At 59.6% G+C, this 14,151-nt stretch carries 13 protein-coding genes; 4 read left to right on the top strand and 9 right to left on the bottom strand.

Annotated elements, in window-relative coordinates; genetic code table 11:
• Positions 1–8: 8 nt before the first annotated feature.
• The 5 genes from I9018_RS25730 to I9018_RS25710 all read right to left on the bottom strand — a co-directional run bounded on the left by I9018_RS25730 (position 9) and on the right by I9018_RS25710 (position 6,479).
• Positions 9–923: a glutamate/aspartate ABC transporter substrate-binding protein gene (locus I9018_RS25730; protein ID WP_060840809.1), complete on the bottom strand. Its 915-nt coding sequence runs from the start codon at positions 921–923 to the stop codon at positions 9–11.
• Positions 924–1,284: 361 nt separating this feature from the next.
• The gene (gene glpD / locus I9018_RS25725) at positions 1,285–2,823 is read right to left on the bottom strand and encodes a glycerol-3-phosphate dehydrogenase (protein WP_241107864.1); all 1,539 of its coding nucleotides are present in this window, start codon (positions 2,821–2,823) and stop codon (positions 1,285–1,287) included.
• A gap of 249 nt (positions 2,824–3,072) precedes the next feature.
• Positions 3,073–3,828, bottom strand: coding sequence for a DeoR/GlpR family transcriptional regulator (locus tag I9018_RS25720; RefSeq protein WP_011063123.1), 756 nt, complete (start codon positions 3,826–3,828; stop codon positions 3,073–3,075).
• A gap of 220 nt (positions 3,829–4,048) precedes the next feature.
• Positions 4,049–5,554 (bottom strand): glycerol kinase GlpK, encoded by a 1,506-nt coding sequence (gene glpK, locus I9018_RS25715; protein ID WP_068584987.1) that lies wholly within the window; start codon positions 5,552–5,554, stop codon positions 4,049–4,051.
• Between the two features lie 76 nt (positions 5,555–5,630).
• Positions 5,631–6,479 carry an MIP/aquaporin family protein gene (locus I9018_RS25710; RefSeq protein ID WP_241107863.1) on the bottom strand — a complete coding sequence of 283 codons (849 nt, stop codon included), beginning with the start codon at positions 6,477–6,479 and terminating at the stop codon, positions 5,631–5,633.
• Positions 6,480–6,850: 371 nt separating this feature from the next.
• Here I9018_RS25710 and ybaK point away from each other — a divergent pair, with 371 nt between their 5' ends.
• Positions 6,851–7,321: a Cys-tRNA(Pro) deacylase gene (gene ybaK, locus I9018_RS25705; RefSeq protein ID WP_068584993.1), complete on the top strand. Its 471-nt coding sequence runs from the start codon at positions 6,851–6,853 to the stop codon at positions 7,319–7,321.
• Between the two features lie 72 nt (positions 7,322–7,393).
• Here the strand turns inward: ybaK and I9018_RS25700 are convergent, their stop codons facing one another.
• Positions 7,394–8,503 carry an ABC transporter ATP-binding protein gene (locus I9018_RS25700; RefSeq protein ID WP_068584996.1) on the bottom strand — a complete coding sequence of 370 codons (1,110 nt, stop codon included), beginning with the start codon at positions 8,501–8,503 and terminating at the stop codon, positions 7,394–7,396.
• Positions 8,500–9,420, bottom strand: coding sequence for an ornithine carbamoyltransferase (gene argF / locus I9018_RS25695; protein WP_068584999.1), 921 nt, complete (start codon positions 9,418–9,420; stop codon positions 8,500–8,502). The genes I9018_RS25700 and argF overlap by 4 nt, the downstream gene beginning before the upstream one ends.
• 416 nt (positions 9,421–9,836) lie before the next feature.
• Here argF and I9018_RS25690 point away from each other — a divergent pair, with 416 nt between their 5' ends.
• The 3 genes from I9018_RS25690 (at position 9,837) to grxD (ending at position 12,807) form a co-directional block, all read left to right on the top strand.
• A complete protein-coding gene (locus I9018_RS25690) occupies positions 9,837–10,127 on the top strand; it encodes a hypothetical protein (RefSeq protein ID WP_068585002.1) in 291 nt (96 codons plus the stop codon).
• Between the two features lie 133 nt (positions 10,128–10,260).
• On the top strand, positions 10,261–12,369 hold the full coding sequence (locus I9018_RS25685; RefSeq protein WP_241107862.1) for a molybdopterin oxidoreductase family protein: 2,109 nt from the start codon (positions 10,261–10,263) through the stop codon (positions 12,367–12,369).
• A 96-nt stretch (positions 12,370–12,465) separates the two neighbouring features.
• A complete protein-coding gene (grxD, locus tag I9018_RS25680) occupies positions 12,466–12,807 on the top strand; it encodes a Grx4 family monothiol glutaredoxin (RefSeq protein WP_022640619.1) in 342 nt (113 codons plus the stop codon).
• 130 nt (positions 12,808–12,937) lie between these two features.
• Here grxD and bfr read toward each other — a convergent pair whose 3' ends face one another.
• Together bfr and I9018_RS25670 are read right to left on the bottom strand one after the other, a co-directional pair.
• On the bottom strand, positions 12,938–13,411 hold the full coding sequence (gene bfr, locus I9018_RS25675; RefSeq protein ID WP_068585009.1) for a bacterioferritin: 474 nt from the start codon (positions 13,409–13,411) through the stop codon (positions 12,938–12,940).
• Between the two features lie 204 nt (positions 13,412–13,615).
• Positions 13,616–13,834 carry a bacterioferritin-associated ferredoxin gene (locus I9018_RS25670; RefSeq protein WP_068585012.1) on the bottom strand — a complete coding sequence of 73 codons (219 nt, stop codon included), beginning with the start codon at positions 13,832–13,834 and terminating at the stop codon, positions 13,616–13,618.
• Positions 13,835–14,151 lie beyond the last annotated feature (317 nt).

The following is a 14,151-nucleotide window of genomic DNA, read 5'->3' as shown; positions in this document are numbered from 1 at the left end:
GTCAGGAATCAGGACTTTTTGTCGTCAGCCGCTTTGTCGGTCGGATTGGCGATCAGGGCCTTGAGCTCGTCGCTCATCGGGAACATCAGGTTCAGGCCTTTTGGCGGGATCGGCGATTGGAACCACTTGTCGTAGATCTTGTTGATCTCGCCCGACTTGTAGGTAGCGACGATGGCGTCGTCCACGGCTTTCTTGAAGGGAGCATCACCCTTGCGGACCATGCAGCCGTAGATTTCGTAGGACTGAGGGGTACCGGTCACGGCCCAGTCGGTAGGCTTCTTGGCCTTGGCCATCTCACCGGCCAGCAGGGCGTCGTCCATCATGAAGGCGACAGCGCGGCCCGATTCGAGCATCTGGAACGACTCGCCGTGGTCCTTGGCGGAGATCACGTTCATGCCCATTTGCTTGTCGGCGTTCATGGCCTTGAGGATGCGCTCGGAAGTGGTACCGGCGGTGGTCACCACGTTCTTGCCCTTCAGGTCAGCGAAGTCCTTGTAGGTGGAGTCCTTCTTGGACAGCAGGCGGGTACCGATCTCGAAGATACCGACCGAGAAGTCGACCTGCTGCTGGCGCTCGACGTTGTTGGTGGTGGAGCCGCACTCGACGTCCACGGTGCCGTTCTGCACCAGCGGGATACGGGTCTGGGAGGTGACCAGGTTGTACTTGACCTTGAGGTCAGGCATGTCGAGGTCTTTCTTGATGGCTTCGACGATCTTCAGCTGGATGTCGTGGGAGTAGCCCACTGGCACACCCGAAGCATCGGCGATATAGGAAAACGGAATGGAAGCGTCGCGATGTCCGAGGGTGATGGTGCCGGACTCTTTGATTTTCTTCAGTGTGCCGGTGAGTTCGGCTGCGAAAACTGGAGTGCTAATCAGAGCGGCAGCGATAGCTGCGCCCAACAGATGGGGAACGATGCGCATCAGTATTTCCTCGACATTTGTTTTTTTTATACAGCCGATTGGACGGCTCTTTTATACAGCGAATGCCTCGACGGCTCCTGTTGTGTTGGCACGACAGGCATTCGTCGGACAGTGTAGAGCATGAGTCGTGCCAGGCCAGTTGATCATGGTCAAAGCCTTGATTTCAAAGGCTATTAAATATTCATGGCAGAGGTTGTGGGACGGGTTCATCCGGTTTACCGAATCCCTGGCGGGGTTGCGTTCGGAAATCCGAACGATAATGACGGCGCTTCGGCGTCGCGAAATGGCGAGGGGTTCATGTTCAGTCCATGAAAAAGCCCCTGGACCTCACGGTGCAGGGGCTTTTTCATGGCAGTGGAACTCAGGCGGCCTTGATCTTGCCGCGATTGAGTTCGATCTTCTGCAGGTAGGCCTGCAACTGCTGTTGCTCTTCCGGGGTGGTGAACAACCCCAGTTTGCTTCGGCGCCAGAGGATGTCCTGGGCCTTGACTGCCCACTCCTCGCTGCACAGGTAGTCCACTTCGCGGCTGTAGAGACCGCCCCCCAGATGCTCGCCCATGTCGCTCAGGCTGTGCACTCCCTCCAGCAGGCGCCAGGTACGGCTGCCGTAGGTCGTCGCCCAGCGGCGGGCGATCTGGCTGGGCAGCCAGTCGAATTTGCTGCGGATGGCGTCGGCCAGGGCCTGTGGCGTGGTCATGTCCTCGCCACCGGGCAGGCTGGCGCGGGCAGTCCAGCTCGGCTTGGCGTGCTTGAAGTAAGGCACCAACTGGGCCATGGCCGACTCGGCCAACTTGCGATAGGTGGTGAGCTTGCCGCCGAACACCGAGAGCAATGGAGCTTCGTCGCCATTGCCGGACAGCGCCAGGGTGTAGTCACGGGTCACTGCCGAAGGGTTGTCGGATTCATCGTTGCACAGCGGGCGAACACCGGAGTAGGTGTGCAGGATATCGCTGCGGCTCAGTTGTTTCTTGAAGTGGGCGTTGACCACCTGCAGCAGGTAGTCGGTTTCCCCTTCGGTGATCGCTACCTTGGCTGGATCACCGGTGTATTCACGGTCGGTGGTGCCGATCAGGGTGAACTGGTCGAGGTAGGGGATGGTGAAGACGATGCGCTGGTCTTCGTTCTGCAGGATATGAGCGTGCTCACCTTCGTATAGCTTGGGCACGATCAGGTGGCTGCCCTGGATCAGGCGGATGCCGTAGGGCGATTCCAGCTTCAGGTCGTCCTTGATGAACTTGGCGACCCAAGGTCCGGCAGCGTTCACCAGGGCCTTGGCAGTGATGGAGAACAGGCTGCCATCGGCGCGTTCCAGGTCCAGTTGCCACAGACCCTTGCTGCGACGAGCACTGACGCAGCGAGTCTGGGTGTGTACGTGGGCGCCATGTTCACGGGCAGCCATGGCATTGAGTACCACCAGGCGTGCGTCATCGACCCAGCAGTCAGAGTATTCGAAACCCTTGGTGATCTGCGCTTGCAGCGCGCTGTCGGCGCCGAACTTCAGGCTGCGCGAGCCGCCGAGTTTTTCCCGCTTGCCCAGGTGATCGTAGAGAAACAGGCCGGCACGGATCATCCAGGCCGGACGCAGGTGAGGACGGTGCGGCAACACGAAGCGCATGGGCTTGACGATATGTGGCGCCTTGGCCAGCAGCACTTCGCGTTCGGCCAGGGCTTCACGTACCAGGCGGAACTCGTAGTGCTCCAGGTAACGCAGGCCACCGTGGATCAGCTTGCTGCTGGCCGATGAGGTGTGGCTGGCCAAGTCGTCCTTTTCACAAAGGAACACGGACAGGCCGCGACCCGCCGCATCTGCGGCAATTCCAACACCGTTGATCCCACCGCCAATGACGGCGATATCGTAAACCTCGGAAAGAGGGCGCGCGGACAAGGTAGAAGTGGGCATCGACTGGCCTCGTGTTGCTTTGATATTTGAATTCGAACATTAATGTTCATTTCCGAAAATACTAGCGTATAAACAAGGCGGTATCCAGCGCGCTTCGATTGAAAAAACTGATCGAAGGGCCCCGAAAAGTCGGTTTGCGAACATTGTCAGGCGATTATTGCAGTCGTGGGTGTGCAGGCAGGAGGCGGGCAGGAGCGTTGCCGCAACGGCCGGGCAAGGAGGACTGCCCGGTCGCGGGTGAAGGGGGCGTCAGACGACTTCGAGGCGGATCTTGTGCTGGTTGAGCAGTTGGGTCAGGGCTGGTACTGGTTGCTGGTCGGTGACCAGGCAATCGATCAGGCTGATGGGGCCCAGGCGGATCATGGCATTGCGTCCGAACTTGCTGGAGTCGGCGGCCAGGATCACCTGCCGGGCATTGGCGATGATCGCCTGGGAGACCCGCACCTCCTGGTAGTCGAAATCCAGCAGGCTGCCGTCTTCGTCGATGCCGCTGATACCCACCAGGGCGAAATCCACCTTGAACTGGTTGATGAAGTCGACGCTGGCCTGGCCCACTACGCCACCATCGCGGCGGACGTTGCCGCCGGTCAGCAGCACATCGAAATCATCCTTGGCACTGAGCATCGAGGCCACGTGCAGGTTGTTGGTGATGATCTTCAGGTGGCTGTGGTTGAGCAGGGCGCGGGCGATGGATTCGGTCGTGGTACCGATATTGATGAACAGCGAGGCGTGATCGGGGATCTGCGCGGCGACGGCTTCGCCGATACGCTGCTTTTCATCGCGCATCTGGTCGGCGCGCATGGCGTAGGCGGTGTTTTCTACGCTGGAGTCATAGGCCGCGCCACCGTGGTAGCGACGCAACAGGTTGGCTTCTGCCAACTGGTTGATATCGCGGCGGATGGTCTGCGGGGTGACGACGAACAGCTGGGCCAATTCCTCGATGCTGACATAGCCGCGTTCGCGGACCAGGTCGAGGATTTGCTGCTGACGGGGAGGCAGATTCATGGGGCTTCCTTTGGGCTGCCGTGCAAATTTGCCCATGATGCCGCAGGAATCCGCTCCCTACCAGTTGCCAGGCTGGGTGACGGCGAGTGCCGTGCCTTAAAAACCGGCCCGCACACCTTGCCTGTGGCAGGTGTGGATGCGGCTATGCCGGTTCGTTGCGCAGCCCCGCAGGCCATGCGGGGCTGCCCAGGTCGCCTGGAGATGGAATCCAGGATTTGGCTTACTTGGCCTCGTCGTGGGGTTCCCAGTCGCGGGTGCGGCTGACGGCTTTCTTCCAGCCTGCATACAGCGCTTCTTTTTCGGTTTCGGCCAGTTGTGGTTCGAACTCACGCTCGATCACCGCCTTGCCGCGCAGTTCTTCCAGGCTGCCCCAGAAACCGCAAGCCAGGCCTGCCAGGTAGGCGGCGCCCAGGGCGGTGGTTTCACGCATTTGCGGGCGTTCTACCTGGGTGCCGAGGATGTCGGCCTGGAACTGCATGAGGAAGTTATTGGCCACGGCTCCGCCGTCGACACGCAGGGCCTTGAGGCGCTCGCCGGAGTCCTGTTGCATGGCGTCGAGCACATCGCGAGTCTGGTAGGCGATGGATTCCAGGGCGGCGCGGATGATGTGGTCCACGCGCACGCCGCGGGTCAGGCCGAACAGCGCGCCACGGGCGTAGGGGTCCCAGTAGGGGGCACCCAGGCCGGTGAAGGCCGGTACCAGGTACACGCCGTTGCTGTCCTTGACCTTGCCAGCGAAGTATTCGGTGTCGTGGGCGTCGTTGATGATCTTCAGCTCGTCACGCAACCACTGCACGGTGGAGCCGCCGTTGAACACAGCACCTTCCAGGGCATAGGCCACTTCGCCGCGTGGGCCGCAGGCGATGGTGGTGAGCATGCCGTGCTGGGACTTCACCGCCTTGTCGCCGGTGTTCATCAGCAAAAAGCAACCGGTGCCGTAGGTGTTCTTGGCCTGGCCTGGCTCGACGCACATCTGGCCGAACAGCGCCGCTTGCTGGTCGCCGGCGATACCGCCGATGGCGATGCCGCTCTTGGTGCGGCCGTAGATTTCCGAGGAGGACTTCACTTCCGGCAGCATCTCGCGCGGGATGTCCAGCACTTCCAGCATCTTCGCATCCCATTCCAGGGTATGGATGTTGAAGAGCATGGTGCGCGAGGCGTTGGTGTAGTCGGTGACGTGGGTCTTGCCGCCGGTGAATTTCCAGATCAGCCAGCTATCGATGGTGCCGAACAGCAGTTCGCCGTTGCGGGCGCGTTCGCGGCTGCCTTCGACGTTGTCGAGGATCCACTTGAGCTTGGTGCCGGAGAAATACGGATCGGTGACCAGGCCGGTGGTCTCGCGGATGTAGTCTTCCAGGCCGTCGCGCTTGAGCTGCTGGCAGATCTCGGTGCTGCGCCGGCACTGCCAGACGATGGCGTTGTAGACCGGGCGACCGGTGTTCTTGTCCCAGACCACGGTGGTTTCACGCTGGTTGGTGATACCGATGGCGGCTACCTGGTCATGGTGCAGGCCGGCTTGTGCCAGGGCCTCGACCATCACCGCGCTCTGGGTGGCGAAGATTTCCATGGGGTCGTGCTCGACCCAGCCGGCTTGCGGGTAGTGCTGGGCGAACTCGCGCTGGGCGGTGCAGACCACGTTGGCGTCGCGGTCGAAAATGATGGCTCGGGAGCTGGTCGTACCCTGATCGAGGGCAATGATGTAGTTCTTATTCTGAATGTCGGTCATGTCGATTGCCTTGGACGAAATAAGGGAGTGGAAACAGGCGCGGGATCGATTTGGGCAGGATCACGCGCCGCTGGATTCAGGAAGCTTTTACTTTGCCATCTGCGGCCTGCTCGGCCTCTGGAGACGGCGCGCTGCTGGGCAGGTGGCGGGCGATCAGGCTGCGATAGGCAACTGCACCGAGGCAGGCGCCCAGGATCGGAGCGAAGATTGGCACCAGGAAATACGGAATGTCACGGCCGCCGGTGAAGGAAATCTCACCCCAGCCGGTGAAGAACGTCATCAGTTTAGGGCCAAAGTCCCGCGCCGGGTTCATCGCAAAACCGGTCAGCGGGCCCATGGCACTGCCGATCACGGCAATCAGCAGGCCAATCAGCAGCGGGGCCATGGGGCCGCGGGGCAGGCCGTTGTTGTCATCGGTCAGGGACATGATCACGCCCATCAGGATCGCAGTGATCACCACTTCCACCAGGAACGCCTGGGCGGTGCTCAGGGACGGATTAGGGAAGGTGGAGAATACCGAGGCCAGTTCCAGGCTGGCCTGGGAGCCACGGACCATCTGGTGGGCTTGTTCGAAATCGAAGAACAGATTGCTGTACAGCGTGTAAACCAACAGGGCGGCGCAGAAGGCGCCAGCCACCTGGGCCAGGATGTAGAACGGCAACTTGCGCTTCTCGAAATCAGCGAACAGGCACAAGGCGATGCTCACGGCAGGGTTCAGGTGCGCGCCGGAAACGCCGGCGGTCAGGTAGATCGCCATGCTGACGCCGATCCCCCAGATGACGCTGATTTCCCATAGGCCGAAGCTGGCCCCCGCGACCTTGAGCGCGGCGACGCATCCTGTGCCGAAAAAGATCAACAGTGCGGTGCCCAGGAACTCGGCCATGCATTGGCCAGATAGCGACGGTTGTTGCAGAGCAGTTGTCATTGTGAACCTCGATTTTTGTTGTTGTCTGGCGCTGCTGCAAAAGGCATGGAGCGCGACTTCCAACGAAGGCGGAATCCCCATTCCGGCCTCGTCTTGTTACTGGGTAGCAGCTTGCATTTACCGCATGATATTCAGAAACGAAAAAATATAGACAAGAAACACCGCTGTCAAAGGTCGAAAGTGAACGACTGGTCATTTTATAGATATCAGTCAAATGAATGATCGGCGGCGCTCTGCCCAGGAGTGACAGCAAGGCCGGCGTTGCCGGGGGAGGAGGCTGGTTTTCAAGGCTCGGATTAGAGCCTTTTGTCGATCAATGGCCTAAAATCCGCAAGCTTTGTTTTGCCTTTTATCCCTGCCCTGGAGCTGCCATGACCCCTGCACTGGACCTGCTGAAAAAAGTTCGCGCCGAACATCGCATTCACAGTTACGAACATGATCCCAAGGCAGCTTCCTATGGGCTCGAAGCGGCCGAGAAGCTCAACCTTGATCCGGCACGGGTGTTCAAGACCCTGTTGGCCAGCAGTGAGAAGGGGGAATTGTTGGTGGCGGTGGTGCCGGTGGCCGGCAGTCTGGACCTCAAGGCCCTGGCCCATGCCGCTGGGGTGAAGAAAGCCGAGATGGCCGACCCTGCCGCCGCCCAGCGTGCCACTGGCTACCTGCTGGGAGGAATCAGCCCGTTGGGGCAGAAGAAGCGCTTGCGGACATTTATCGATAGTACTGCGCAGCCCTTGTCCAGCATCTTCGTTAGCGCCGGTCGTCGAGGCTTGGAGGTGGAGTTGGCGGCGGCGGTTCTGGCCGAACATACCCAGGCCGGGTTTGCCGATATCGGACGTCCCTGAGTCTCGGCAGTCGGTGCCTGGGGCATGGTGCGACAGCCGGCTCCGGTACCGCACCGGAGCCGAGGTGTCGTTTCAGTGGGCGCTGTTGTAGCGCCGTACACCGGAGTCGTTTGCCGGGATCTGTGCCGCCGTGCTGCCGCTGGCCTGGAACAGCACCAGGTGCTCGGCGGCCACGCGAATGCCTACGTCTTCTCCCACCCGATGGTCGGCATGGCTGGGAAAGATCGATTCCAGCTGGCTGCCGGTGGGCAATTGCAGGCGATAGAGAATCGAGGCTCCGAGGAAGGTTTTGCCGACCACCCGAGCTTTGAGTGCGCTGTCGGGGGCATGGACGATGTCGTCCGGGCGCAGTAGCACGTCAACCGCACCACCGGTTGGCCAGGTATAGGCTCGGTTGCCTTGCAGCATGCCCAGTTCGGTATGGACCGATTCGGGGCTGCTCAACTGGCCACGAATGAAGTAGCCCTGGCCAATGAAGCTGGCGACGTAGGGGGTCTGCGGTTCGTGGTAGAGGTTGTAGGGGGTGTCCCATTGCTCCAGGCGACCTTCCTTGAAGACTCCGACCTGGTCGCTTACCGCAAAGGCTTCTTCCTGGTCGTGGGTGACCAGGATCGCACTGGTTCCCCGGCTCTTGAGGATGTCGCGCACCTCATGGCTGAGCTTGCGACGCAGTTCGCCGTCCAGGTTGGAGAACGGCTCGTCGAGCAATAGCAGTTGGGGCTCGGGTGCCAGGGCGCGGGCCAGGGCCACGCGTTGTTGCTGGCCTCCGGAGAGTTCATGGGGAAAACGCTGGCCCAACTGCTTGAGGTTGACCAGTTCCAGCAGCTCGGCGACCACCCGGTCCTTCTCAGGGTGCTTGCGGATGCCGAAGGCGATGTTGTCTGCCACGGATAAGTGGGGGAACAGCGCATAGTCCTGGAACACCATGCCGATCCGGCGTTTTTCCGGGGCCAGGGTGAAGCCGGCACTGGAGATGGTTTCGCCAGCCAGCTGGATTTCACCCTCATGCACCGGTTCGAAACCGGCGATGGCCCGCAAGGTGGTGGTCTTGCCGCAACCGGAGGAGCCTAGCAGGCATCCGATATCCCCGGCGTTGAGGTGCAGGTTGAGGTTCTGCACCACTCGTTGGTCCTGGTAGCCGCAAGCCAGGTTGCGCAGGTTCAGTAGCAATGGCTGGCTCATGCGTGGTGGTACGCCGGCTCGACGAGGAACTCGAGCAGGGCCTTTTGTGCATGAAGGCGATTTTCTGCCTGGTCCCAGGCAACCGAGCGTGGGTCGTCCAGCAGGTCGAGGCTGATTTCCTCGCCGCGGTGGGCGGGCAGGCAGTGCATGAACAGTACGTCCGCTGCTGCCAGGTCGAGAAGGGCACGGTTGACCTGGAAGGGGGCAAACAACTCCAGGCGCTTGGCGGTTTCTTCTTCCTGGCCCATGGAGGTCCAGACATCAGTGCTGACCAGGTGGGCGTCGCGCACGGCTTCCCGTGGGTCGCGGACGATGGTCACCCGGTCCCCAGCCTGGGCGACGAATTGTGGGTTGGGTTCATAGCCTTCAGGGCAGGCGATGCGCAGTTGGAAGTCGAACTGGATGGCCGCTTCTATATAACTGTTGCACATATTATTGCCGTCGCCGATCCAGGCCACGGTCTTGCCCTGGATCGAGCCGCGGTGTTCGAGGAAGGTCTGCATGTCGGCCAGCAACTGGCACGGGTGCAGGTCATCGGACAGGCCGTTGATCACCGGCACGCGGGAGTTGGCCGCGAACTCGGTCAAGGTGCTGTGGGCGAAGGTGCGGATCATTACGGCGTCGAGCATGCGCGACATGACGATGGCGCAGTCGCCGATAGGCTCGCCGCGTCCCAGTTGGGTGTCCCGTGGCGAAAGGAAGATGGCTTGGCCGCCCAGCTGGATCATGCCGGCTTCGAAGGAGAGTCGGGTACGAGTCGACGATTTTTCGAAAATCATGCCCAGCACACGATTTTTCAAGGGCTCGAAGAGTACACCGCGGTTACGCAGGTCCTTCAGCTCGATGCCTCGACGGATCACACTGACCAGCTCTTCGGGCGTGCAATCCATCAGGGAGAGAAAGTGCCTTGCGCTCATCATTAACTACCTTATTTGCAACGGACCGCAGATTCTCAAAGCCTTGTTTTGTCGAACAACGGGCTGGACCTGCGGCGGAAGCCGCACGGGGCGACGAAATAGGGGAAGGCGCGATCTTATAATTAAATGTCGCGTCTTACCAATAGTGCTACGACGATTATGGGCATTCAGGGAGGCCAGGGTGCGAATGCGCTGGCACTTCAGGGACCAGTTTCCAGACAGCAGCCAGGCATTTGTACACTGCCCCGGCACGGCTTGGCAATTGAGTGGGGCGCTGCCGGTGCCGGTGCGGTCGTTTTCTGACCCATGGGCCGAAGATTCGTGATGGGGGCGTTTGTGGGGGCCCAGCCTGAAACATTTCCTAATGCAAAGTGCTGGGGTTATAAAGGCGAATCAGTAGCAGGGATGCATGTGCGATGGAGTCCAAGGAGCAACAATTGATGACGCTGCTGGGGCTCACGGCCCGGGCGCTCACCGACATGACCGCCTCGGTGACGGCGTTTTCATTCGAGCTGTTGCGCAGCGAGGACCAGGTGACCCGGGCTGCTGCGCGCAAGATGATCGACCGGATGATGAGCATCAGCGCCGGTCTCGACGAGCATTGGCGATTGCTCGCCGAATTGTCGGCCGATTACCCGGGGCAAGGCCCTGTGGATACCACGGCCCAGATACCTTCCGAGGGCTTGCCCAGGCTGCCGCCCAATTGAGCGTGGCAATCATGGCCTGGGTTGATAGCCATGAATTCATATGACGAACGTCCCTGGTGTCCTTGCGTGGCTGCGGCCATAGTTTTTGCCTTCGGTGCCTGAACGCAGGTACTTCAAATAATAGAGGCTGGCCATGACCAAGACTCTGCATCACCGTGCTTGCCATCTGTGTGAAGCTATTTGCGGCTTGACCCTGGAAGTGACGCAGGAAGAGGAGGGCGGCCCACGCATTACCTCGATCAAGGGCGATCATCAAGACAGTTTCAGTCGTGGCCATATCTGTCCCAAGGCCGTGGCCCTGCAAGATATCCAGAATGATCCTGATCGCTTGCGCCAGCCGGTACGTCGCATCGGCAAGCAATGGCAGCCTATCGGCTGGGACGAGGCTTTTGCCCTGGTGGCCGAGCGCCTGGTGGATATCCAGCAGCACCATGGCAATGATGCGGTCGCCACCTACCAGGGTAATCCCAGCGTCCATAACTATGGATTGATGACCCATAGCGGCTATTTCCTCAACCAGCTCAAGACTCGCAATCGGTTTTCGGCGACCTCTGTCGATCAGCTACCCCACCATCTGGTCAGTTACTTCATGTACGGCCATGGTTTGCTGTTGCCGATCCCCGATATCGATCACACCGACTTCATGCTGATCCTTGGCGGCAACCCCTTGGCGTCCAATGGCAGCATCATGACCGTGCCGGACGTGGAAAAGCGCCTGAAGGCCATCCAGGCTCGGGGAGGCAAGGTGGTGGTGGTCGATCCTCGACGCAGCGAGACGGCGGCGATGGCCGACCAGCACCTGTTCATTCGCCCGGGTGCAGACGTGGCCTTGCTACTGGGCATGTTGAACAGCATCTTCGAGGAGGGGCCGACCCGCGACAGCCATTTGCAGGTGGATGGGGTGGCCGAGGTGCGCCAGGCGGTTTCCCGTTTCACCGCCGAGGCCATGAGCCCACTGTGTGCGATTCCGGCTCTCCTGATTCGTCAGCTGGCCCGGGACTTTGCCAGTGCGGACAAGGCCGTCTGCTACGGACGCATGGGGATCTCCACCCAGGCGTTCGGTACCTTGTGTCATTGGCTGGTGCAATTGCTGAACCTGATCACGGGTAATCTCGATCGGGTTGGCGGCGCCTTGTGTACCGAGCCGGCGGTGGATTTGGTGGCGGCGACCTCCGGCGGGCATTTCAATGCCTGGCAGAGTCGGGTGTCCGGGCTTCCCGAGTACGGTGGCGAACTGCCCGTTTCAGCCCTGGCTGAAGAAATGCTCACTCCGGGGGAGGGGCAGGTACGAGCCCTGGTCACGGTGGCGGGCAACCCGGTGCTGTCCACCCCCAATGGCCGGCGCCTGGAGGAGGCCCTGGACGGCCTGGATTTCATGGTCAGCATCGATCTGTACATCAATGAGACCACTCGCTATGCAGATTTGATCCTGCCTTCTACCTCAGCGCTGGAGAACGATCACTACGACACCACCTTCAATCTGTTTGCTGTGCGTAATGTCAGCCGTTTCAATCGAGCGATCCTGCCCAAGCCCGAGGGGGCCCTGCACGATTGGGAGATATTCGTCGGCTTGGCCAAGGCGTTCGCGGCAAGGACTGGAAACCCGCTCAAGCCGACCATGGCCCCTGCGCAGATGATCGACATGGGCCTCAGAGCCGGGCGTTATGGCGATGGCTCACCGTTTGGCTTGTCCTTGCAGACCCTCGAACAGCACCCGCATGGCATCGACCTGGGGCCTCTGCAGCCAAACCTGGCGCAGCGCCTGAGGACCGATAACCGCAGGGTCCAGGCCGCACCGCCGGCGATCATGGCGGACCTGCAGCGCTTTGCCGAGCAGGGGGCGCCGGCAGTGGAGGAGTTACTGCTGATCGGACGCCGGCATGTGCGCAGCAATAATTCCTGGATGCATAACTATCATCGCCTGGTGAAGGGCAAGCCTCGCCATCAGTTGCTGATGCATCCCCAGGACCTGGCCCGGCGGGGCCTGAGCGATGGCCAGAGGGTGCGTATCAGTTCCCGGGTCGGTGCGGTGGAAGTCGAAGTGCTGGCCAGTGAGGAGATGATGCCCGGAGTCGTGAGCCTGCCCCATGGCTGGGGGCACGGGCGCTCGGGAGTGCAGATGAACATTGCCACGCAGCAGCCGGGCTGCAGCGTCAATGACCTGACCGATGAGCGCCACTTGGATGCATTGTCGGGAAACGCTGCATTGAATGGGGTACCGGTAAAGGTTGAGGCCGCCTGAGAAGTCTGTCGGAGAGGCCAAGCAGTACGCTCAGGATTCCGTTACAATGCGCCACCGTGCCGACAACAGAGTCGGAAAGTTCAGCCGAGGTGTTCCATGGATATCATCGAAACTATTAAAGAGCAGATTGCCAACAACACCATTCTGCTTTACATGAAAGGCTCGCCGAATGCCCCACAGTGTGGCTTCTCCGCGAAAGCCGCTCAGGCCGTGATGGGGTGTGGCGAGAAGTTCGCTTACGTGGACATCCTGCAGAACCCGGAAATTCGCGCCAACCTGCCAAAATACGCCAACTGGCCAACCTTCCCGCAACTGTGGGTAGACGGTGAGTTGGTTGGCGGTAGTGACATCATGGCTGAAATGTTCGCCAACGGTGAACTGCAGACCCTGATCAAAGCCGCTGCCGAGAAAGCAGCCGCAGCCAAGACCGAAGCCTGATCCAGGCTGTCTTGCAGGAGCGAGAGCACTCGCTCCTGCGCATTACGCGAATATATTCGCGTAATGCAAAAAAGCCCCGCTTCTGGAAAGAGGCGGGGCTTTTTATTGTCGGGGGATATAACGAGCTAAGTTACTCGTCACCCATTTGCGATTGCAGATAGTTCTCGATACCAACTTTATCGATCAGGCCCAGTTGGGTTTCCAGCCAATCGATATGTTCTTCTTCGGATTCGAGAATATCTTCCAGCAGTTCACGGCTGCCGAAGTCGCCGGCCGATTCACAGTAGGCGATCGCTGCCTTGAGGTCTGCATGACCGGTACGCTCGATGCGCAGGTCGCACTCGAGCATTTCCTTGGTATGTTCACCGATGTGCAGCTTGCCCAAGTCCTGGACGTTGGGCAGGCCTTCGAGGAAAAGAATGCGCTTGATCAGCTTGTCCGCATGCTTCATTTCGTCGATGGACTCGTGGTACTCGTGCTTGCCCAGCTTGTTCAGGCCCCAATCTTCATACATGCGGGCATGCAGGAAGTACTGATTGATCGCGACCAGTTCATTGGCAAGGATTTTATTGAGATGCTGGATGACTGTGATGTCGCCTTTCATGATGGGGTCCTGCCCTGTAATTAGTGGAACATGGGCAGAGTTTGAGCCGCATAAAGATTACTGTCAAACCTAAGTTATTGAATAATATATGAAAATTAATCGGAATAAGAATGTTTGTGTTCCGCGTTTTACCTCTAAGCAATTGAATTACAGGCATAAAAAAACCGGACACTAGGTCCGGTTGTTTGAATCTGGGTGATTAAATCAAGCGACATTGAATTCCACTGGATAGGGAATTGCCGCCTGGGCACTCTGCAATTCGCTCAAAGTCTCACGAACCACTTGCTTGGCAAGGCACGCACATTTGCCGCATTGGCTGGCAACGCCAGTGGCCTGACGTACTTCGCGGTAGCTGCAGCAGCCTTCGTAGATCGCTTCGCGGATTTGACCGTCGGTGACACCGGTGCAGAGGCAGACATACATAGGATGAGAACCGTCGCTGGTTGGGGGCTCAATTGCGATGGATCTTAATGTTAACGAGAATGATTGTCAAAGTGGTTTCGACAGCCTTTATGGTCTTTTCCTGCCGGAGTGACGAATGGCTTTTGCTCCCGGTAATGACAGATTAATGGCATTTCCAGCCTTGCAGGCCTGCTTGGAGAAAAACCACTAAGGACAGCTCAAAACGCCGTGTATCATGGGCGGTTCTTGCGGAGCGGGGCCAGGTCATGGAGTTGTCGCATCAGCGTGGCAGACTCAGGACCCATCCCCTTCTTCCATTACTACGTCCACACCAGGAG

The organism is Pseudomonas sp. MPFS (genome assembly GCF_022537035.1).
GTDB classification, from domain to species: domain Bacteria; phylum Pseudomonadota; class Gammaproteobacteria; order Pseudomonadales; family Pseudomonadaceae; genus Aquipseudomonas; species Aquipseudomonas sessilinigenes.
Note: the sequence above shows the minus strand (reverse complement) of the source record. Positions and strands in the feature narration are given on the sequence as shown.